The sequence below is a fragment of the Halomonas sp. McD50-4 genome (genome assembly GCF_022348135.1).
GTDB classification, from domain to species: Bacteria; Pseudomonadota; Gammaproteobacteria; order Pseudomonadales; family Halomonadaceae; genus Vreelandella; species Vreelandella piezotolerans.
Genome location: NZ_JAKRFG010000007.1, coordinates 150,827 through 173,219 on the forward strand (window position 1 = coordinate 150,827; position 22,393 = coordinate 173,219).

Consider the following 22,393-nt stretch of genomic DNA (forward strand, 5'->3'; position numbering starts at 1 on the left):
TATGGCTAGTATGACGTAAAAAAAGCGCCCTGTGAAGTTTTATGGAAAATGTTTTCATAAATAAACTCGACGCCAACACGTACTCATAAAAAAGCAGCGCCTCGGCGCTGCTGGTTTGCTGGTGTCAAGACTCACCCTTGGGGAGTCCTATGCTTGGCTAGCCAACCAATGAGGGTATTGAATGGCATGGGTTTGGCGAACAAATACCCCTGTAGCACGTCGCACTCCAGCGACAGTAAATGTCGCTCCTGTTGGTGGGTTTCGACACCCTCGGCAACCACGGTGAGCTCTAAATGATGAGCGAGTGCAATGATTCCCTGCACGACGGCGGCATCTTTGCCGTTGTCACCAATATTGATAATGAAGCTGCGATCGATCTTGATTTTATCGATGGGTAAGTGGCGTAGGTAGCTAAGACTCGAAAACCCCGTGCCAAAGTCATCGATCGCAATACTGATCCCCATGTTTCGCAGCGCGTGCAGCGTATCGATGGCGGCGTCGGTGTCGTTCATTAAAATACCTTCGGTCAGTTCCAGCTCCAGTGCGGTGGGCGGGAGACCGGCGGCGTCGAGGGTGTTGCGTAGCGAGCTCAAAAAGCTAGGGCGATGAAATTGCATGGGAGATAGGTTGATCGCCATGCGGCAGTCGCTTGGTAGATCTGGTGGCAGTTTCATGAAGTCTTGGGCGGCACGCTCCATGACCCACTGGCTCAAGCCGATGATTTGTCCCGTCTCCTCGGCGATGGGAATGAATAGCGCAGGTGAAATGGGGCCTTTGATAGGATGATTCCAACGAAGAAGCGCCTCGAAACCGCGTACATCGCCCTCTCGACCCAGCAGTGGTTGATAATGCAGTTCGAATTGCTCTTGGCTGATGGCTTCTTGAAGGTCGTTTCTCAACGTGACGCGCTGTGTCAACTTCTGATTGATATCGTGTGTAAAGATTTGCTGGGTATTTCGCCCTTGCTGTTTGGCTTTGTACATCGCCATGTCTGCCTGTTGAAGCAGAGCCGCCGGATTATCGAGGCCCTCATCGCCGAGCGCGATACCGATACTCGCCGAGAGATAGAGTTCGTGCCGGTCGATGCGATAGGGCTGGGCGAGTTCTAAGAGCAAGCGTTCGGCCACCTCTTGTGCTTGATGGGGAGCGTCCAAATCAGGCAGCAGAAGCACGAATTCGTCGCCGCCAAAGCGACAAAGCGTATCCGAAGGGCGAATCACGTCCTCCAAACGACGTGCCACGTGGATCAATACTTGATCGCCGATGGCATGGCCCAAGGTGTCATTGATCGGCTTGAATTCGTCCAAATCGATGAACAGCACGGCGAGCTGCTGATGGTGTCGCTTGGCTAAGTCGACGTCATGGCGTAAACGATCTTCGAACAGCGCCCGGTTGCCAAGTCCAGTAAGCGCATCGTGCGTGGCATGAAATGCCAGCTCGTTTTCGTGATCTTTTCGTTCTGAAATATCGTTGATAATGCCCACAAAGTGGGTCGCTTTGCCATCTTGCGCACGCACGGGGGATATGAACACGTTGTTCCAGAATGCGCGTCCATCTTTACGATAGTGACGAATCGTCAAGCTGATGTCTTGCTGACGGGTGAGCGCGTCTTGGATCTCTTGTACCTGTTTGGGGTCAGTATCTGGTCCCTTTAAAAAGTCATAATTTTGTTGCTGGGCATCGTCGAGTTCATAGCCGGTGATCGCAACGAAGGCGGGGTTGACGTAAATGATTGGGAAGTCGTCGCCGCGAGCCTCACAAATCAACACGCCATTACTGCTCGCCTCCAGGCTGCGCTGAAAGATACGCAATTGCGCCTCGTTGAAACGCAGGGCGGTCATCTCTTTTACCACGCCGTACACGCCTACCACCGTTTCCATGACCACTGTCGGTAGAAACGAGATATCGACGAAGTGCAGTTGCCCCGTTTGGCTAGGAAGCTCGATTTCTATACGCTGTGCCACGCCGGTGAGCGCCTGGCCAAAGACTTCGTCGATCGATTCGCGCTGCTCGGTGGGCACGAAACTGTCAAGGTGTTGACCGATGATATCGGCTTCGCTCATGCCCATCAGCGTCAGAAGTGATTGGTTCACGCTGAGGAAGTGGCCGTCGATATCCAGCGAAAACACGCCGTCTGGATTTTGAGTAAACAGTGAGCGAAAGCGCTGTTCGCTGTCTTGTAGGGTTTGCTGGTGGTGATAACGCTCGATAGCCAAACGCATTAATCGCAGAGCGCTAGGTAGCAGCGTTGGTTCGGTATCGGCGGTGTGGTTGGCTGCCGATGCGGGCATCTGCTGCGACAGCAGTACCACCACGCCCAAAGGCAGTGCCTCTGAGCCGCTTATGATATGTACGTCGGCGCAAACATAGCCATTCTCGGCCGCCATTTGGGTAAACGTCAGCGACATGTTGGTATCTGGGGTAAGACGCGTCGTCGATTGCCCTTGCTGATGTAGTTCTCTGGCCAGCGTGACGAGGCTCTCGCTGAAGGATAGCGAGTCTTGGAGGGCAAACGGTAGACTGCTGGAGAGTACTTCCACTCGGTAGGTCGCTGTGTTGTCTAGCCGCCATATGGCCGCGTGGCAGTGTGGGCTTTGTTGTTCCAAGAGCCGGCAAATTTGCAGAAGGGTGGCGCTGCAGGGCTCGTCGCGAGCAATCATGGCTTGGATGCGGTGCTGATCCTCCAGTGCCTCTTTGGCTTTGGCAAGCTCCCGTGTCCGCTGAGCTCTTGCCGCGATCAAGGCGAAGCTAAGCACCAGTTGATAGGTGAGTAGCAAACCCGCTATGCCGATACTGGCAGCAAGGAATTGAGCGACATCGAACGTAGGTGAAGGGCGCGACCAAAGGCTCAAGTTTAGCGCCGCATCACCTGGCAGCCCAAGTCGCTGTTCGCTAAGGGGGGCGTCCTGTGGTCGTGCTTCTTGCTCATCTGTCGCGGTGTCGGCTGAGAGGATGGAACCGCCTGCATGGCTGATCGAAAGCGAGAAAGCTTGATCCGCAATTTGGGTCTCTTGAGTAATGAGATAGGCTATATCGATGACGGCCACGAGCTGAGCCCGCTCCTCGACCGAGGGGGTCACTGCCAAAAGAGCCATATCAGGGCGCTGTGGATCAGGAAAGAGCCACTGAACGGTTCGTGGCTGATTCAGCCAGCGTAATACCGGCTGACTGACGAGCTGGTCATCCAGCCATAAAAGTTCGTTTTCCTGCTGAGCATGTCGCCAGACGTCTCGCGCTGAGGGGAGGAAGTAGGCCAGGGCGCGGATGCTGGGATAATCACGCCAGTAGCGAGCCACTTCCTGTTGGCGAAAGGTCTCCTCTTCGGGCAGGTTTTGCCAGCGTTCAGCGAGACGTTCAAGGATGACGGCACGAGAGTTCAGTGTACGTTCGACACTGGTGGTGACACTGGCGAGCGTGTTCTCTGCTTCTGTGCGGATGGTGGCATGCTGACTCCAACTCAATAAAAACCAAGCGCTCATGCTCAGCGCTACACCCACGATGCCTGCAGCAACAGCGGCTTTGCTCAACGAGGCCGCCAAGTGTGGGACGTGCCGACTCACCATGATCATGGCCAAGCCAAACGAGAAACACAAAAAAGCGGGTAACGGAGCACTGGCGCGAGGCAGCCAGTTAGGCAGTGCGACACCTAAATTGTGGAGGAGCGTTATTGCACCGATCCCCCACAGCACCATCCCCCCGCTCTGCCATATGCGACGTTGCCAGGCACCTTTGGGTCCGACCCATAAACAGAACGCCGCGAGCAGAGAAATAGGCGCGGCTTGGCTGGGTAGCCTGGGCTGCCCGGTGAGCCAAGAGACGCCCGAGCTGCCAGCAAAGGTGTTATGGATAGCCGTATAAAGCGCCAACAACAACAGGGTAATGCCCGCGATACGTCGCCAGCGAGGGGCGTTTGCCATGACGGCGCTCAAGCCCAATCCCGAGAGTAGGATGACGAGCGAACTATCGGGAAGTATCGCCAGTGCTTGCGGCTGGGGCAGGCGAGGCACAGTACCAAATATCAAGCTGGCACCACCGATAATGACCGTGGTGGTTAACAGCATGAGTAGGCCCGTCTGTAACGCTAACTCACGGTTATTGACATCCATTAGGCAGCGGCCACCTAAAACAGGGTGGGAATCGATATCGATATAGCGATTGCACAGTACAGGCCAATACTCTCAGCGATCCCCTAGGCTGGCAAGGCGCCATCCGTCGAAAGTCGGCTCTACAAGGTGCGCCTATCAACGCTAAATAGCGACTGCGTTTATAGTTTATCGGTTGGGGACATATAGCTTTACCATAGAGCTGTGTAGACTGGGGAAAGACCTCTCGATTTGCAAGGACACCTCATGACCGCTGCAACTTCTGCGCCTGTACCGCCCATTGTGGTAGGGGTCGGAGCCTCGGCTGGCGGGCTCGAAGCCATTTCCAACCTGATCCGACCGCTCGACCCTGCGTTGCCTATGGCGTTTGTTGTGCTGCAGCATGTGTCTCCTAATCACAAGAGTATGCTGGTGGAAATCCTCAGCCGAGAAACACGGCTGCAGGTGGTGAGGCTCGAACATCTACAGCGCCCTGAGCCAGGGGTCATCTATGTCGTGCCCGCCAACACCAACGCGACGATCAAAGAAGGTGCGTTTCACACGACGCCCGCGTTGCCCCATATCGTGCCTAAGCCCTCAATCAACGATTTTTTCTCATCATTAGCCAGTGATGCACATGAATCTGCCGTCGGCATCGTGCTATCTGGGACGGGATCGGACGGCACTGCCGGGTTGCGGGCGATCTTAGCCGCCGGTGGCATCACCATGGTGCAAACGCCAAGTAGCGCCAAGTACGATGGGATGCCCCAATCGGCGATTGATGCCGGGGTCATCGACTATATTCTCGACGTCGACGAGATGGCTGCTCGGCTGTCTGAGTTGGCGCGCCTAGAGTGCGCGAGCCTCGAAGGAAACCAAATAGCGGTGCCTCCGCGGGTGCTTTCGTTGTTAAAAGAGCGTCGCCATCTGGATTTTTCCGGCTACAAACTGGGCACGTTGAGTCGCCGGATCCGCCGTCGTATGGTGGCCACTCACGTCGCGGACATTCAGCAGTACGTTGCATTGTTGGAGCGCGACCCCTCTGAGCTTGAACAGCTTGGACGCGATATATTGATCTCCGTAACGGCTTTTTTTCGAGATACCACGGCGTTTGACGCGCTCAAACGAGTGATTCATTCCATGGTAGAAGAGGCCGATGCGGGCCCGCTGCGTATCTGGGTAGCGGGCTGTGCGACCGGCGAGGAGGCATACTCCCTTGCGCTGTTGATCGCTGAAGCGAAGCGCATGCTCGATAGCAGCGTGGTGGTGCAGATTTTTGCCACGGACATTGACGAATATGCACTAGAGATAGCCCGGCGTGGTCGTTACCTAAGCGCTGCATTAGAGGCGCTATCGCCCGACCTATTGGCCCGCTATTTCACACGCCTCGAACACTTTTATGAAGTGAACAAAACCTTGCGGGATATGATTGTGTTTGCAAAGCACAATTTGGTCGACGACCCACCCTTTTTGCGCTTGAGTCTGATTACCTGCCGGAACGTCTTGATTTACTTCGATAGTGAGCTTCAGTCTAAAGTCCTGCAGCGCTTCCATTTTGGTCTCAGGGTAAAAGGCACTCTGTTTTTAGGGCGTTCCGAGAGCATTGGACACTGTGAGCCACTGTTTACTCCAGTCGACCGTCGCGAACGACTATTTGCCAAACAGGGCGAAAGTCACGAGATCATGAATAACGCGCCGACGTCCAGAAGCATCATGTCTCCCGTGAAGCGCCAAGATCGAGACCTGCAGCAGCTATTGGATGCCCTAGTTGCGCACATGGGGATCACCGTGGCCTTATGCGATGCTCAGGGTAACGTTCAGCATACCGCCGGGGAGGTAAAACGTTTCTTACGCTTTCCTGCCGGACGCACGCAGGTGGGCATTCAGGATGTCATGATCGACCCTTTTTGCGGTGAACTGATGTCCTTGTTACACCAGTTCAACAAACAGCGAACGCCACAGCTAGGGCGACGTCGGCGGCTTGACGATGAGTGGTGGCAGCTCAGCGTTCGTGGGCTTACCGACCAAGGAGACGAGCGGCGTATCTTGATCGTTTTGGCACCGCTGGCGGATATCGAAAAGCCAACTCGAATGCCGCTCGACCAGCTCATGGAGCCACCTTTACTCGATGGCGCCGATAGTTTAGAGGATGAGCTAGAGGCCACTCGCGAACATTTACAGTCGCTCATTGAAGAGCTAGCGACCGCCAATGAGGAGATGCAGTCGCTCAACGAAGAGGCCCAAGCGTCTAATGAAGAGCTTCAGGCCACGAACGAAGAGTTGGAAGCGTCCAACGAAGAGCTGCAAGCGACGAACGAAGAACTGATCAGCTTGAATGAAGAGCTCAACGTGAAAACCGGCGAGCTGACGAAGCTCAACGAAGAATATACCTATCTGTACGATGCGCTCGATTTTCCGCTACTAGTATTCGATGGTGCACTTTTTCTCAAACGCTACAATGCGCCTGCTGCACGCTCGTTCAATGTTCGTCCAACCGCGCTGATGCGCCATGTGTCGGGGCTTCGCTTACCGCAGGTGTTCGATGATCTAGAGAACGCCATGGCAGACGTTGCCCGGCAGGCTGCACCGGTGGAGAGCGTTATCGAACTCGAAGGGCGACTACTACAGCGGCTGATCACCCCCGGCATCAATCAGCAAGGGACGGTGGAGCTACTGGTCGTTACGTTGATGGACGTGACCGACCTGAGCCAAGTGCAAGCGAAGCTCAGACAATCTCAAGCGCAAATGCAAGCGCTGATGGAAAACAGCACGATCATGGTCGCGTTGAAAGATCTCAACGGACGCTACACGTTTGCCAATCCGCAGTTTCTCAAAACGTTTGGTCTCACGAAAGAGCAATTGATTGGGCGAAGTGTCTTCGAGCTTTTCCCAGACGCATACGCAGGCTCGGTATGGGCGCGGGACATGGATGCGGTGCGCTTTCAAAAAATCGTTGAGGCTGAGCATACGCTCCCCAGCGATCACGGCACTGCGCGTGTCTTGTCCTGCGTGCATCAAGTGCTACGTGACGAGCAAGGCCATCCCTACTTGATTTTGACTGAGTCTGAAGATATTACCGCGCGTAAACACGCCGAACGAGAAATGCTGGTGGCCTCGAAGGTCTTCGAGCAAGCTGGCGAGGCGATTGTCGTCATCGATGCCCAAGGCAATGTTAGGTCGGTCAATAATGCGTTTAGTCGCATTACGGGTACGCGGCTGACGCTGTCGAGGGACAGCCCGCGCTACCCTTGCTGTACCGCGACGATGACAGCCAGGAGGGTAGGCAACGACGGGGCACTTGCTATGTGCTGTGGGACATCGTCAAACAGCACGGATATTGGCAGGGTGAAGTGTTCAACAAACGCCGAGACGGCACGCTATTTTCGCAGTGGCTAACGCTCAATATGATCGAGCCCGATAGCCAAGACGAAGCGCTATGTGTAGCGGTCTTTTCGGACATCAGCCATATCAAGGAGTCGCAGCGCCAAGCAGAGTATTTGGCCACCCACGATGCGCTGACCGGCTTGCCGAATCGAACGCTGTTTCAGGACCGTCTCAAAGTAGCGATTGCTCACGCCAAGCGTAGTGAGCAGGCCAGCGCACTAATGTTTTTGGATTTGGACAACTTTAAGAGTATCAACGATACCCTGGGGCATGACGTTGGGGATGAGCTGCTCATTCAAGTCGCGCATCGTCTGAAAGAGCTGGTGCGGGACATGGATACCGTTGCCCGCCTAGGCGGTGACGAGTTTACGGTCATCCTCGTGGATACCTCCATCGAAGGGGCCGAGCAGGTCGCTAAGCGGATTGTCGAGGCACTCTCCAAGCCTTTCGACGTGCGCCGTCATGCGCTGTTCGTGACCTCTAGCGTTGGCTTGGCGTTCTGCCCCGATGATGGTGACGACGTGGCTGGGCTCACCAAAGCCGCTGATACGGCAATGTATCGAGCCAAAGAAAATGGTCGTGATCGGTTCGAATTGTTTAAACCCGAGCTTCAAGCACGCCTGATGCGTGATGTCGCCATCGAGCATGCCCTGCGCGACGGAATGGAACACGACCGTTTACAGCTGGTGTACCAGCCGAAATTCGTCTGTGTCGACCAAGGCGCGTTATCCGGAGCCGAGGCGCTGCTGCGGTGGGTCGATCCCACGCTGGGACAGGTAAGTCCTGTCGATTTCATACCGGTGGCCGAAGCGACCGGCCTGATTCTGGAGCTGGACCGCTACGTAGCATTGCAATTGATTCGCCAATTGGCCAAGTGGCGTGACAATGGACTGACGCCGCCGCCAGTGGCCATGAACGTATCCGCGCGTAGTTTTCAAGAGGAGCGCTTCATTACGCATCTGTTCGGCTGCTTGAAACAGTACCGGGTGCCTTGCTCGCTGATTCAGGTGGAAATCACGGAAAGTACCCTAGTGGATCGGTCGAGTTCGGCGTTGGGCAATATCGAAAAACTGCGTGAAGCGGGCATTAAACTGGCCGTGGACGACTTCGGCACTGGTTACTCATCGCTAGCGTACTTGAAGCGGCTGCCCTTGGCCGAGTTGAAAATAGACAAAAGCTTCGTGGATGGTTTAGGGGAAAAAGACGAGGGTGATCGCGCCATTGCGCTGGCGATTTTGGGTATGGCAAAGGCCTTGGGCATTCGCACCGTGGGGGAGGGGGTCGAAACCTCCTCTCAATTAGCGTGGTTGATTGAAAACGACTGTGACTTTGTTCAAGGTTACCTACTCTCGAAACCGTTACCGCTGGCCGAATTCACGGCCTTGATTACCGGCAGTGGTCACCCCCACGATGCCCCCTCTCAGGATGTAGTGTCATGACCCAATCCCGTGGCTTTATCCACCACTGTGAGCAGGAGGCGCTACACCTTTCTGGCGCCATTCAGCCCCATGGTGTGCTGCTGATTACCGATGTCGATGGCACGGTCTCACACGTTTCGGCCAATGCAGAGACTCTATTGAGGGATGTGGAGCCCCAAGTAGCCCTGGGAAAGCCGTTGCCCGCCTTTCTTGACGGTATCGTCAAAACGCTCCCCAACCTAGGTCCTGGAGAGCGGCATGCGGGTCAATGCGAAACGCCCCGGCAAGAGTTCGATGTCGTGGTGACTCAGCATCATGGGCGCGGTTGGATCTATGAATTGTATCCTGTCGATGCCCATGCCGCACCGATGGTTGCCGTCAGCCCTCCTACGGCTGTGCCGGAGAGTGCTGATGAGCTGGCAAGCCAGTGTCAGGCGCTAATGGATAGCCTGCTGGCGGTGAGTGGTTTCGACCGGGTGCTCTATTACCGTTTCATGCCAGAGGGTGATGGTGAGGTGATCGCCGAGGCGCGCCGCGAGGGCGTGACGGGCAGCTATCGTGGGCTGCGTTTTCCCGCCAGCGACATACCCTATATCGCTCGCCAACTCTATTTGAAGAACCCGTGGCGTACGATTCCCGATGCCACGGCCGCCCCTGTACCGATCTATGCGACCCAGGCCGATGCAACGCCTGACTTGAGCTACGTCGACCTGCGCAGTGCCTCGCCAGTGCACTTGGAGTACATGGCCAATATGGGCATTGAGGGTGCCGTCTCGCTACCGATCATCCAGGGGGGAGAGTTGGATGCGCTTATCTCTTGCCATGCTGCTATGCCCAAACAGCTTACGCTCAGCCAGCTTGAGTCCATACGTACGTTGAGTGAGGGGTTTAACTTACGTCTGCGCGATTTCAAAGCGCGTCGGCGTCAGCAAGTCATCGATGGTCTGCAGCGCTACTTCGATCACGCTAAGTCGGTGCTGATGCGTCACGGCGAGCTTGAAAGCGCCTGGGACGAGTTGAGCGAGTGGTTGATGGACACCTTCAGTGTAGATGGCGTCATACTGCAGATGGGGGAGGAGTACTACCAGCAAGGCGTAGGGTTGACGCCTCATGTGATGGCGATGGTCGCAACCCAGGCTGCGAAGGAGTCCAGCAATGTTTGGGTCAGCGAGTGTCTGCAGCGTGACTGCCCGGGGATGCCGCTTAGTGAAGTGGCGGGTGTGGCATTGATCAGCGATCTTCCCTTCGACTCGCATCATACCGTCAATCTTTACTTATGCCGCGTGGAGCACATTTACAACGTCACCTGGGGAGGTAATCCCGATAAGCCGGTGGATTACCGCGAAGGAGGCAGCATGGTGTCACCAAGGCGGTCCTTCGAAGCTTGGGTCGAACAGCGACTGGGGCACAGCCGACCCTGGACCAAAAGTACCCGTCTTCATCTTTTAAAACTACGTGCGCTGCTCCAGCAAGCCAAGACAATACCGTGGCGGCAAAATGAAGCATAAAGATGCAGGGGGGCTACTGGCGCAGACACTAAGGCTCGCGACGAAAGCCGACCATCGCTGCATCGACCATCATCCGGCATTGGTGACACTGCTGAGTCCTCACCTTGATAGGACCCGCTTTGGACGTGGGCTTGCGGCGCTTTATCCTGCCATTGCCGGGCTGGAGTTTACGTTAGATCAGTCGCCAGTAGATGACGAAGCGCGCTATCCATTGACCCTGCGGGAGCCACTGCTTCGCCAGGACCTCGTAGGCCTGAATCAACCGCAGCAGTCGGCTTGGCCGTTCACCGCCCCCGCCAACGCATACGAAAAGGTGGGAATGATGTACGTGCTAGAGGGGTCTCGACTGGGCGGACAGCTGATTGGTCGGCATGTTCGGCGCTTACTGGGGGAGCAGGTGCCATGCCGTTTTTTTACCGATGTGCCGCTGACTCCCCACGCATGGGCTGCTTTTTGGCACTATGCCGAAGCCGTGTGTCCTGAGTCCACATGGCCCGACGTCGTTATGGGCGCTCGCCAAGCCTTTGGTGAGTTCAACCAAGCGCTCACTGCGGCGCTTCCCGCCGACGACGCCATTACGCCAGCCCTAGCGCCCATAGAATGAATGCGTCTTGGCGTGCGGCATCCCGCCAGGCTTTGAACCTGCCCGAGGCGCCACCGTGCCCACTGCTCATGTCGGTATGCAGCAGAATGGGCGCGTCTCCCTGCTGCGCCTGTGTGACGCGGGCGTAGAACTTGGCAGGCTCCCAGTAGCTCACCCGAGTATCGAACCAGCTTCCTTCGACCCACAGCGCTGGGTAACGCTGCGGTTGGATGTTGTCGATAGGCGAGTAGCCCGCGATACGCTTGGCGACATTTGGGTCTTCAGGATTCCCCCATTCCGTGTACTCGGCCGTGGTGAGCGGCAGCGCTGGGTTTTGCATGGTGCGCAGCACATCCAGAAAAGGCACATCCAATACGGCGGCACAGAACGCCTCGGGCGCGCGGTTAAGGCAGGTGCCTACCAGTAGCCCACCGGCGCTGGCCCCATAGGCGATCACCCGCTCAGGTTGACTGACATGGGCGGTGACGAGGGCCTCACGGGCGGCTAAAAAGTCGTGAAAGCTGTTTTCTTTGTGGGCCATCTTGCCCTTCAAGTACCACGGTTCGCCGCGCTCACCACCACCCCGCACATGAGCCACGGCAAACGCGACGCCGCGTTCCAGAAGCTCCAGTCGGGCAATCGAAAACCAGGGGTCCAGTGCGTCCCCGTAGGCACCATAACCGTACAGCAGAGTGGGCAGCGGTTGGTCGGTCAAGTCGGTCCGCATGACCACCGAGATGGGCACCTGCTCCCCATCGTGGCTGGTCGCCCATATTCGGCGACTGGTCAATTGCTCAGGTGTCAGGTGGCCGTGAACGGCGACGCGCTTCAACAGTTTGCGTTGACCGCTATCGAGATCCAGGGCGTACCAGCTTGGCGGGCGGGTGAACGACTCTTCTCGAAGATGCAGCGTGCGCGTATCGAAGTGGGGCGAGTCTTCCAGAAGCTGTGAGCAAAGCGTTTCCGGCAGCGCCAAATAGCCATCGAATAGGAAATGATGTTGCGCATCCAGTTCCACACGGCGCAACCTTACCTGTGCATCTTGATGGCTGCGCTCGGCCAGAATTAGCCCCCATGAGAATGCATCCATACCTTCGAGCGTTGCATCGTCGCGGTGAGGAATCAGCGTTTGCCAAGGCGCCTGTGGGTTGCTCAACGAATCGGTGCGGATGTCTAACTGGAAGTGTGGTCCCGTTTGGTTGTTCAAGCGATAGAACGTGCCAGGGCGATGATCGATACTTACCTCTACACCCGGTTGGCGAGCATGAAGACATACCGGCGGGACGGCTGGCCGGTGGGCTGGAAGAGCAAGCACTTCCGTGGTCTCCTTCGACCCAGTTTCGATCATTAACCAGGCTTTCGAGCGTGTTTTGCCCACGCCGACCCAGAATTCCGGATCGGCTTCGCGGAAGATCAATTCAGGAGATGGCTGACCCCCGTCCTTGGCAAAAGCGACCCACAGACGCCATAAGCTGTCTGGTCGTTGGGTGTCGTCGAAGCGGGTGAATAGAAGCGTGGCACCCTCGGCGCTTTGGTCTTCCGCCCAGCAAACGCTAGGGCCGATATCGCTAAGTAGCTGACGGGGCGCTCCGTTAGGCAGCCTTTTCAACCACAGCGTAAAACGCTCGTCACCCTGAGTATCTTCCGTCCAGGCCAGCCACTGCTCGTCGGGAGAGAGGGCCATGTCCCCCATATCAAAGAACGGCTGATGAGCAGCGCGCTCGCGGACATCGAGAAAACAGGTTTTTTGCTCTGGCTGGCCGTTGGGGTAACGCCACCAGCAAGGGTAATCATCTTCCGCGCCGGTCTCGCTCCAGAACGTAAAGTGGTCAAGCGCTGTCTCTAGACTCTTGACCGCTAACTCCCTGCGTGCAAGGTGCGAACGGTAGAGCGTATCCGCTAGGGGTGAGAGGGGGGCAAACCAGTCGGCATGCTGCTGGTTGGCCGCAGTGATGAAATCGCTGACGTCGGTGCTCTCGCGGTCTTCTAACCAGTGCCATTCAGGATCATCGGCGCGATAATAGTGCGCGACGGGCGAGCCTTCGTGCATACCAGGCTGTGCTTTCATAAATTGACAGGTACCATAACGGGAAATCAACGTCGGGTGATTCCACCCACATGAGGGGTATTATGCTGTTTGCAGACTCAATGTCACTGCTGTGGTTAAGTTATTACGGTCTTTCACTGCTGGTTCTGTTAGCGGTGTACTTTGCGTTGGCCCTGTTTCCACGTCTGCCAAGATTAGTGATCACTTGGTGCGTGGCGGGCGCCATGTGGATGCCTGCGAACTACCGCTTGCCGCTGGTTGAGGAGGGGGAGTTTTATACCGGCTGGGCGCCCTCGGCGATGGTGGCGGCCGTTGGTTTCTTTGAGCACAGCGCAAGCGCCATGCGCACCGGGCTGCTGTGGGCCGTGCTGGGCGTAGCGCTGGGGGCAGGCATTGGCATCGCGCTGTGGTGGTGGCGTCGCCCGTTGCCTGAAGAGCACACCCCGCCGCGCCATCAAGCGGAAGAGGCCCCCCAGCCGACACGTCGCCGTGAACCGGTCATCCGCTAGTGGGAGAAGCAGCAAAGGAGCGCGCCCATGTGTGAATTGCTGGGCATGAGTGCCAACGTGCCCACCGATATTTGCTTCAGCTTCTCAGGCTTCTTGCACCGCGGTGGAGGCACAGGCCCGCACCGCGACGGTTGGGGTATCGCCTTTTATGAGGAGGGCGGCTATCGCGAATTCAGAGACCCTCACCCGTCCGTGGATTCACCAATTGCCCGCTTGATCTGTGAGTATCCGATCAAATCCAACGTCGTCATCAGTCATATTCGCCAAGCCAACGTGGGCGGGGTAAGGCTGGCCAACACGCATCCGTTTACCCGTGAAATGTGGGGTCGGCCTTGGTGTTACGCTCATAATGGTCAACTGAGCAACTGGCAGTCGCTGCCCTTAGGGATGTACACCCCGGTGGGCAATACCGATAGCGAGCATGCGTTTTGCTGGATCATGGGTGAACTGCGGCGCACGTTTCCTATGCCACCGGCTTCGCCAGAGGCACTATGGGAAACACTGCATTCACTATGTGAGCAGCTCAGGGGTTTAGGCGTTTTTAATTTACTCCTTTCTGACGGCGTCTATCTTTATAGCTATTGCACCACCAAGTTGGCGCACATCACTCGGCGTGCGCCCTTTGGTGAGGCGGAGCTATCTGATGCTGAGATGACGGTCAATTTCATCGAGCATACGACGCCCAACGATATCGTATCGGTCATTGCGACTGAGCCGCTCACTCAAAACGAGGCATGGCAGCGCATGGTGCCAGGGGAGTTACTGGTATGGCGTGAGGGAGAAATCAGCGCGCGATATTGTCCATAATGCAATAGGGTTCGAAGGGTATAAGCTAAAGTTGAAACGTAAGTTTCAATCGATCGTTTTACAGTGCCCTAAACGTCGTATATCGTTGGCATTTAGTCGCTTTATACAACCCCACCACAATAACAAGGTCGGTCTCATATCGACACGGATAGCGGAGATAGCCCATGAGCGAACACGCCAACACCTCTATTTTAAGCGGACCAGCGCTTGAAGGGTTGGAAGACTACCACTCTATTACGGATGTTTTTCACTCAGCCGTCTCACGTTTTTCAAGCAAGCCCGCGTTTACCTGCATGGGCAAAACGCTGAGTTTTTCCGACCTTGACCGTCTTTCGGCTCACTTCGCGGCTTGGCTTCAGCATGAGACCGACTTGGTGCCAGGAGACAGGATCGCCATCCAGTTGCCGAACGTGCTTCAGTTCCCCGTGGCAGTGTTTGGTGCCTTGCGGGCGGGGCTCGTGGTGGTCAACACCAACCCGCTGTATACCGAGCGGGAGATGGCGCACCAGTTCAAAGACTCCAATGCCAAGGCCATCGTGATCTTGGCCAATATGGCCGACAAGCTAGAAAAAGTGCTCGATAAAACGGACATCAAGCATGTATTGGTAACGCAGCTTGCCGACCTGCACGATGCCCCCAAGCGTTGGCTCATCAATGCCGTCGTGAAGCACGTCAAGAAAATGGTGCCTGCCTACTCGCTGCCCAGCGCCGTTGGCTTTAGAGACGCACTGAAGAAAGGCGCGTCGCTAAAGCACACCCCTGTGGAGCGCACGTTGGAGGATTTGGCGGCGCTGCAGTACACGGGCGGCACGACCGGTATGCCTAAAGGGGCCATGCTGACCCACCGCAATTTGGTGGCGAACATGCTACAGGCCCGTTCAGCCATCGGTGAACATCTCACCGATGGTGAAGAGCTGGTGATTGCGCCGTTGCCTGTCTACCACATCTACACCTTTACCGTGAACTGCTTGTTCCTGATGGAAACCGGCAATCACTCGCTGCTCATCACCAATCCTCGAGATTTGCCCAATTTCGTTAAAGAACTCAAAGGGCTGCCGTTTACCGGTTTTATCGGCCTCAACACGCTATTTAACGCGCTATGTAATCGTGATGACTTCAAACAGCTCGACTTCTCCAAATTGAAACTGACCATTTCCGGCGGCATGGCGCTGACCAAGGCGGCTGCTCAGCGCTGGGAAGAGACCACCGGTTGCCCGATTGCCGAAGGCTACGGCCTTACCGAGACGTCGCCTATCGTCAGCTTCAACCCCAACGATGCCATTCAATTGGGCACCATTGGCAAACCGGTCGCGGGTACGTCGGTGAAAGTGGTGGATGGCGATGGCCAAGATATGCCGTTTGGAGAGCCAGGGGAGCTGTGTGTGAAGGGCCCTCAGGTCATGAAAGGTTATTGGCAGCGTGAAGAGGAAACGCGTAACGCCATCGATGATGACGGCTGGTTCCGGACAGGAGATATCGCTGTATTACAGAGCGACGGCTACATCAAAATCGTGGATCGTAAGAAGGACATGATTTTGGTGTCGGGTTTCAACGTCTACCCCAATGAGGTCGAGGACGTCGTCGCAGCACATCCAGATGTGTTGGAAGCAGCGGCCGTGGGCGTCGCCGATGAGAACGCGGGTGAGGCCATCAAGCTATTCGTGGTGTCGAAAAACAGCCAGCTCGATGCCGAGACGTTACGGGCTTGGTGCAAGAAAGAGCTAACTGCGTACAAAGTGCCCAAATACATCGAGTTCCGCGATGAGCTACCGAAGACCAACGTGGGCAAGGTGCTGCGCCGCCAACTGCGTGATCAGGAAAAGCCTTCTACGCCATAAAGCGTGAGTACTCGGTCAAGCGGACGTTAGGCGTCTCGTTCGCGAAAGCGTTACAATGGTCGGCCCACTTGCAAGTGGGCCGACGTTTATTCTGAGATGGAACCGAGCCTAACGTGACCACCGACACGCACTCATCCCGTATCGACACCCTGCAAGACAACGCTTCCTCACTAGCAACGCTCAAGGCGTCGCTAGATCACGTCATGCGGCGTGATCAGGAGCGGCTCTCGCGTCGGGTGGCGGGCCTACGGCGGCGGCAGCGAGAGAACAAACCGATCGACCGCGGTTTGAACGAGGTGGAGCGGGAGGTCGACCAAGCCAAGCAATTGCTGGCCCAGCGGGAAAGCCTCCGCGTGACGCTGGATTACCCGGCAGAGCTGCCGGTGGTAGAGCGCCGTGAGGATATTCTCGCCGCGATCCGTGACCATCAAGTGGTGGTCGTGGCCGGGGAGACGGGGTCGGGTAAAACCACTCAGTTACCTAAAATGTGTCTGGAGCTGGGTCGTGGCCGTAAAGGGTTGATTGGCCATACTCAGCCACGGCGTCTGGCGGCGCGCAGCGTCGCGGGGCGTCTGGCGGAGGAGTTGAGCGTACCACTAGGCGAGCAAGTGGGCTATCAGGTCCGTTTCAACGACCAAAGCTCAACGAGCACGCTCGTCAAGCTGATGACCGACGGAATCCTGCTGGCCGAGACTCAACACGATCCTCTGCTGCTCCGTTACGACACGCTGATCATTGACGAAGCCCACGAGCGCAGCCTGAACATCGATTTCTTGCTTGGCTACCTCAAACGGTTGCTGCCTAAGCGTCCTGATCTGAAAGTCATCATCACCTCGGCCACAATCGATGTGGAGCGTTTTGCGGCGCATTTCGGCACGCCTGAAACGCCAGCGCCGGTGGTCGAGGTGTCGGGCCGAACGTTCCCGGTAGACGTGCATTACCGTCCGTTGGCGCGCAGCGATGAGGATGAAGAGGACCGCACACTGCAAGAAGGCATCGTTCACGCCGTGCGAGAAATCGAAACGATCGAACGAGAAAAAGGCTGGCTGCATGGCCCCCGGGACGTACTGGTGTTTTTACCCGGCGAGCGGGAGATCCGTGAAACTGCCGATACGTTGCGCCGTGCTGACTTGAAAGGCACCGAGATTTTGCCGCTGTACGCGCGCCTCTCCAACGAAGAGCAGAATCGGGTGTTTGCTCCTCACCGGGGACGGCGGATCGTACTGGCGACGAACGTGGCCGAAACCTCACTCACCGTGCCGGGGATACGCTACGTCATTGATCCGGGCCTTGTGCGCATCAGCCGTTACAGCTACCGGGCAAAAATTCAGCGACTGCCCATCGAGCCAGTCAGCCAGGCCAGCGCCAATCAGCGCAAGGGCCGCTGCGGCCGGATCGCCGAAGGCGTCTGTATTCGTCTTTACGACGAAGAGGATTTTCTGTCTCGGCCCGCGTTCACCGACCCGGAGATCCAGCGTACCAACCTGGCGTCGGTCATTTTGTCGATGCTGGCACTCAAGCTAGGCAGTATCGAAGACTTCCCCTTCGTCGACCCGCCCGATAGTCGCTTCGTCAAAGATGGCTTTAGGCTGCTTTTCGAGCTCGGTGCCGTCAACGAGAAGCAGCAACTGAGCACACTGGGCCGTAAGCTGGCGAAGCTGCCCATCGACCCTCGCTTGGCCCGTATGGTGTTGGCTGGTGCAGAGCGGGGCTGCCTGCGTGACGTACTGATTGTCGTATCGGCGCTGGCGATTCAAGACCCCCGCGATCGGCCCGCCGACAAGCGCCAAGCCGCCGACCAGGCGCATCAGCGCTGGCACGATCCGGATTCCGACTTCGTGGCGTTGTTGAACTTGTGGCATGGCATTGATAACGCCCGCGATGCGCTATCCGGCAACCAGCTGCGCCGCTGGTGTCGCGAGCACTACATCAACTACCTGCGCATGCGCGAGTGGCACGATACGTTTCGCCAGCTACGCCAGCTGTTGCGGGATATGGATATCGAGGTGCCCGCGCCGCTACCCCGTGATGAGAACGAAAGCGAAGAGCAGGCCAAGCAAGCCAGACGGAAAACGTCCGGTAAGCTGCATCAGGCGTTACTATCGGGTCTGCTCTCCCATTTGGGCACGTTACTTGAAAACCGCGAGTACCTCGGCGCGCGAAACCGCAAGTTCATGATTCATCCAGGCTCAGGGCTGGCCAAGAAAACCCCCAAATGGGTCATGGCCTTCGAGTTGATCGAAACCACCAAGCTGTTTGCCCGCACCGTCGCCAAAATCGACCCCCAATGGATCGAACCGCAGGCGGAACACTTGGTGAAACGCAGCTACAGTGAGCCTCACTGGGAGATGAAGCGTGCCCAGGTGGTCGCCTTCGAGCAGGTCACTCTGTTTGGCCTACCTATCGTAGCGCGCCGTCGTGTTCATTATGGGCCCATTGCGCCACAGGAGTCGCGGGAGCTGTTCATCCGCCGGGCGCTAGTGGAAGGCGAGTTTCAAACCAAAGGGGCGTTCTTCGCCCATAATCGTGCGCTAATCGATGAAGTCGAAGCGCTAGAAGATCGCGCCCGTCGGCGGGATATTCTCGTTGACGAAGAGACGCTCTTTGCCTTCTACGACGAGCGCATACCCGCAGATGTCGTCAATGGCAAGGGCTTCGAGCACTGGCGTAAGCAGGCCGAGCGTCAGGACCCTGAGCTGCTCAAGTTCGATATCGATGCTCTCAAGGCCCGGGATGCCCATGACGTCACTCTGGCGCAGTATCCAGATCATTTAACGCTGTCTGGCGTCGCGTACCCGGTCAGTTACCACTTCGACCCGGATGCCGCCGACGATGGCGTGACCCTAACCGTGCCTGCGGCCATGCTACCGCAGTTGCCCGTTCATGCCCTTGAGTGGTTGGTGCCGGGGCTTCTACGCGAGAAGTGTATTGCACTTTTGAAATCGCTGCCGAAAAGCATTCGTCGTCAGGTAGTGCCCATTCCTGACTGGGTCGATGCTGCATTGGAGACGCTAGCGCCCGATGAGCGGCCGCTTACCGAAGCGTTGGGTGAGTTCATTCGCCGACGTACCGGCACCCGTGTTCATCCAGACGATTGGCGTCTCGATTTGCTACCCCCGCACCTGATCATGAACGTGCGAGTGGTCGATCATGCGGGTGACATGCTTGGCCAGGGGCGCGACGTGAGGGCACTAGAGAAGCGTTTCGAAGAGGCGGCTAGTGCAGGGGCCCAGGCGTTGGCCGATCAGGCAAGCCAAGCGCCTTCGATGGACGAACTACCTCAGACACCGCTGCCCGAGTCGCGTGTGACCACGCAAGCGGGCATTCGTGTAGAAGCCTATCCAGCGCTAGTCGCCAATGGGCATCATTTCAACGTCAGCCTGTTCGATCACCCTGCGAAAGCCACTGCGGCCCACCAAGAGGGCGTTGCCCGGTTAGCCATCGCAAAGCAGCCCGAGCAAGTGAAAGCGATCAAACGCTTGCCTGGGGTGGAAAAGTGCGCGCTGCTATTTGCTAAAGTAGGCACTAAGCAGGTGCTCGTGGACGACTTGATGCTAGCAGTGTTTACCCAGGTGGTGGCGACACATCCGCTGCCCCGCTCTGCCCCTGAGCTCGCCGAGCGTCTCGATAGGACCGGCGACTCGCTGATTCCCTATGCGGTAACGCTTTTGGAGCGGGTTGAAAACGCCTTGAAAGGGCATTTAGCCGTCACCAAGGTGCTAAAAGGGAAACTCAATTTTGCGCTAGCCCTCGTTTACAGTGATGTGAGCGCACAGATGCAGCGGTTGGTCTATCCTGGCTTCATTCGCGATGCTGGGGAGTGGCTCGATGAGTATCCACGCTATACCGAAGCCGCGTTGATTCGCCTTGAAAAGGCGGCCCGCGAACGAGGTCGTGATCAAATGATGATGCAGGATGTCCAGGCGCTCGAAGAACGCTTCGATGCGCGACGCAAAAGCGAGCGACGCGGTAACGCTGAAGACCCGGCACTCGTGGCATTCGGCTGGTGGCTCCAGGAGCTGCGTGTTTCTCTGTTTGCGCAGCAGCTCGGAACAAAAATGCCGGTGTCAGTAAAGCGCCTGGAAAAACGCTGGGAAGAGATCACGCATCCCTAACACAGCGCTCGTCAGACAGAGCAGGATGGTCTGCCTGCACGATACTATTTGACTGATGGTTTCGGCTTGACGTGTCGAGGCCTCTTAAGGAGACAGCATGGCCAACGTAGTGATCACCGGTACTGGGCTTTACACGCCGGAAAACGCCATTGACAACGCGGCGTTGGTCGCTGCTTTCAATGCTTGGGTCGATCAGCACAACGCCCAGCATGCCAACGCCATCGCACGGGGCGAACAAGAAGCATTGGCATATTCTAGCAGTGAGTTCATCGAAAAAGCCTCGGGTATCAAAAGCCGCTACGTGCTCGATGCTGACGGCATCCTTGATCCCCAGCGCATGCGACCCAAACTGCCGCAGCGTCGTAATGACGAGCCCTCCATCCAGTGTGAGATGGCCACCCAGGCGGCACGCCAAGCCTTGTCGGCGGCTGAGGTGGATGCCGCAGATATCGAGCTGGTCATCGTAGCGTGCTCTAACTTAGAACGCGCTTATCCAGCGGTAGCGGTAGAAGTACAGCAAGCATTGGGTACGTCTGGCTACGGATTCGATATGAACGTTGCCTGCAGCTCCGCCACGTTTGCGCTGGAGACGGCGGCGAATGCGATTGCGGCAGGCAGTGTCAAGCGGGCCTTGATCGTCAACCCGGAGATCTGTTCGGCGCATTTGAACTTTAGAGACCGTGACAGCCACTTTATTTTCGGCGATGCTTGTACGGCTATGGTACTGGAAAATGACGACGTGGCGGTGGCCCGGGAACGCTATGAGATCCTTGGCACGCGGCTAGTCACCAAATTTTCCAACGCGATTCGCAACAATGCTGGGTTTTTGAACCGTGTGACCGACAGTGATCCGCAGGCGTTGGACAAGCTATTCGTGCAAGAGGGACGACGCGTTTTCAAAGAGGTCTGCCCGATGGTGGCTAAGCTCATCACCGACCATCTTGCCTCGCTCGAGCTGTCGGGTGCTGATCTGACGCGTATGTGGCTTCATCAGGCCAACCGCCATATGAATGATTTGATTGCACGTAAAGTGCTGGGTGTAGAACCTAGCGAGACACAGGCCCCGATCATTCTCGATCGCTATGCCAACACTAGCTCGGCAGGCTCGATCATCGCTTTCCACCTTCACCGCGAGGCGTTAACGGACGGGGATATCGGCGTTATCTGCTCGTTCGGTGCAGGTTACAGTGCGGGCAGCGTGGTGGTGCGCCGTCAGTAAGCGTGTGGCGATTCGAGAGTGAATGTTGAGAAGCGCGAGCAATACGGGAAGAGGACAACGCATGCTGAAGGGGTGGGCAATGCAAAGACAAGCGGGAAATGGATGGCAGAAGCTGTTGCCGCTTCTGCTATTCACGATGCTCGGCATGGGCGGCTGCGCGAGCACAGGGGCTTCTCAAGAGGAGGGAGCGGCGGAGGCGCAAGTGGCCGCTGATCCACAGGATCCATGGGAAGGTTTCAATCGACGCGTGTTTGCGTTCAACGACGTATTGGACCGCTACGCTCTCAAGCCGGTAGCGCAGGGGTATAAAACCATCACGCCTGAACCTGTTCAAACAGGGGTAGGTAACTTTTTCTCCAATTTGGCAGAGATACGCACGGCGCTCAACAGCTTACTCCAGGGCAAGCCTGCTAATGCAGGGCTCGCGACCTCTCGCTTTTTGATCAATTCTACGGTAGGTATCGGCGGCTTGCTGGACTACGCCACTCTGATGGAGATCACTGCCGATGAGGAGGACTTTGGTCAAACCCTAGCCGTATGGGGCTGGGAAGATTCGCGCTATTTGGTTCTTCCGCTGTTTGGCCCTAGCACGCTGCGCGATGCCACCGGTCGACCTGCCGACATGGCCGCCTATCCGCCCACTTACCTAGACGAAGATCGTGTCAGGATCGGTCTGACAGCGCTGAACATCATCGATATACGTGCGGGCTTGCTGGATCAAGAGTCGTTGATTTCGGGAGATCGCTATCGGTTCGTACGCGATGCCTATTTACAGCGCCGACAGTTCGAGGTGAATGACGGAGCGCTGGGCGATGACCCGTTTGCCATGGATGATTTTGATTTCGACGATACCGACTTTGGTGACGACGATTTCGCCGATTGA

At 56.8% G+C, this 22,393-nt stretch carries 12 protein-coding genes; 10 read left to right on the plus strand and 2 right to left on the minus strand.

The window, feature by feature from the left end; genetic code table 11:
• Positions 1-131 precede the first annotated feature (131 nt).
• Positions 132-4,106 (minus strand): EAL domain-containing protein, encoded by a 3,975-nt coding sequence (locus MHM85_RS10770; RefSeq protein ID WP_239285895.1) that lies wholly within the window; start codon positions 4,104-4,106, stop codon positions 132-134.
• A gap of 243 nt (positions 4,107-4,349) precedes the next feature.
• Here MHM85_RS10770 and MHM85_RS10775 point away from each other — a divergent pair, with 243 nt between their 5' ends.
• Genes MHM85_RS10775 through MHM85_RS10790 form a run of 4 tightly spaced genes read left to right on the plus strand, consistent with a single transcriptional unit; the run spans position 4,350 to position 10,996 of the window.
• Entirely contained in the window at positions 4,350-7,478 is a 3,129-nt protein-coding gene (locus MHM85_RS10775; RefSeq protein ID WP_239285897.1) for a chemotaxis protein CheB, read from the plus strand.
• A complete protein-coding gene (locus MHM85_RS10780) occupies positions 7,388-8,905 on the plus strand; it encodes an EAL domain-containing protein (protein ID WP_239285899.1) in 1,518 nt (505 codons plus the stop codon). Before MHM85_RS10775 ends, MHM85_RS10780 begins: the two co-directional genes overlap by 91 nt.
• Complete coding sequence (locus MHM85_RS10785; protein ID WP_239285901.1) at positions 8,902-10,392, plus strand: GAF domain-containing protein; 1,491 nt, start codon at positions 8,902-8,904, stop codon at positions 10,390-10,392. The genes MHM85_RS10780 and MHM85_RS10785 overlap by 4 nt, the downstream gene beginning before the upstream one ends.
• Positions 10,382-10,996 (plus strand): biliverdin-producing heme oxygenase, encoded by a 615-nt coding sequence (locus MHM85_RS10790; RefSeq protein WP_139525625.1) that lies wholly within the window; start codon positions 10,382-10,384, stop codon positions 10,994-10,996. The genes MHM85_RS10785 and MHM85_RS10790 overlap by 11 nt, the downstream gene beginning before the upstream one ends.
• On the opposite strand, the gene MHM85_RS10795 is transcribed toward MHM85_RS10790, so the two are convergent.
• Entirely contained in the window at positions 10,968-13,043 is a 2,076-nt protein-coding gene (locus MHM85_RS10795) for a prolyl oligopeptidase family serine peptidase (protein WP_239285903.1), read from the minus strand. The genes MHM85_RS10790 and MHM85_RS10795 overlap by 29 nt on opposite strands.
• 62 nt (positions 13,044-13,105) lie before the next feature.
• On the opposite strand from MHM85_RS10795, the gene MHM85_RS10800 reads away from it, so the two are divergent.
• The 6 genes from MHM85_RS10800 (at position 13,106) to MHM85_RS10825 (ending at position 22,393) form a co-directional block, all read left to right on the plus strand.
• A complete protein-coding gene (locus MHM85_RS10800) occupies positions 13,106-13,531 on the plus strand; it encodes a hypothetical protein (protein ID WP_139525627.1) in 426 nt (141 codons plus the stop codon).
• 27 nt (positions 13,532-13,558) lie between these two features.
• Positions 13,559-14,338: a class II glutamine amidotransferase gene (locus MHM85_RS10805; protein WP_139525628.1), complete on the plus strand. Its 780-nt coding sequence runs from the start codon at positions 13,559-13,561 to the stop codon at positions 14,336-14,338.
• A gap of 164 nt (positions 14,339-14,502) precedes the next feature.
• Positions 14,503-16,176: an AMP-binding protein gene (locus MHM85_RS10810; RefSeq protein ID WP_139525629.1), complete on the plus strand. Its 1,674-nt coding sequence runs from the start codon at positions 14,503-14,505 to the stop codon at positions 16,174-16,176.
• A gap of 203 nt (positions 16,177-16,379) precedes the next feature.
• The gene (hrpA, locus tag MHM85_RS10815) at positions 16,380-20,291 is read left to right on the plus strand and encodes an ATP-dependent RNA helicase HrpA (protein ID WP_239285915.1); all 3,912 of its coding nucleotides are present in this window, start codon (positions 16,380-16,382) and stop codon (positions 20,289-20,291) included.
• Between the two features lie 97 nt (positions 20,292-20,388).
• Positions 20,389-21,510, plus strand: a complete 1,122-nt coding sequence (locus tag MHM85_RS10820; protein WP_239285905.1) for a beta-ketoacyl-ACP synthase III — start codon at positions 20,389-20,391, stop codon at positions 21,508-21,510.
• 79 nt (positions 21,511-21,589) lie between these two features.
• Positions 21,590-22,393, plus strand: a complete 804-nt coding sequence (locus MHM85_RS10825; protein WP_231125525.1) for a VacJ family lipoprotein — start codon at positions 21,590-21,592, stop codon at positions 22,391-22,393.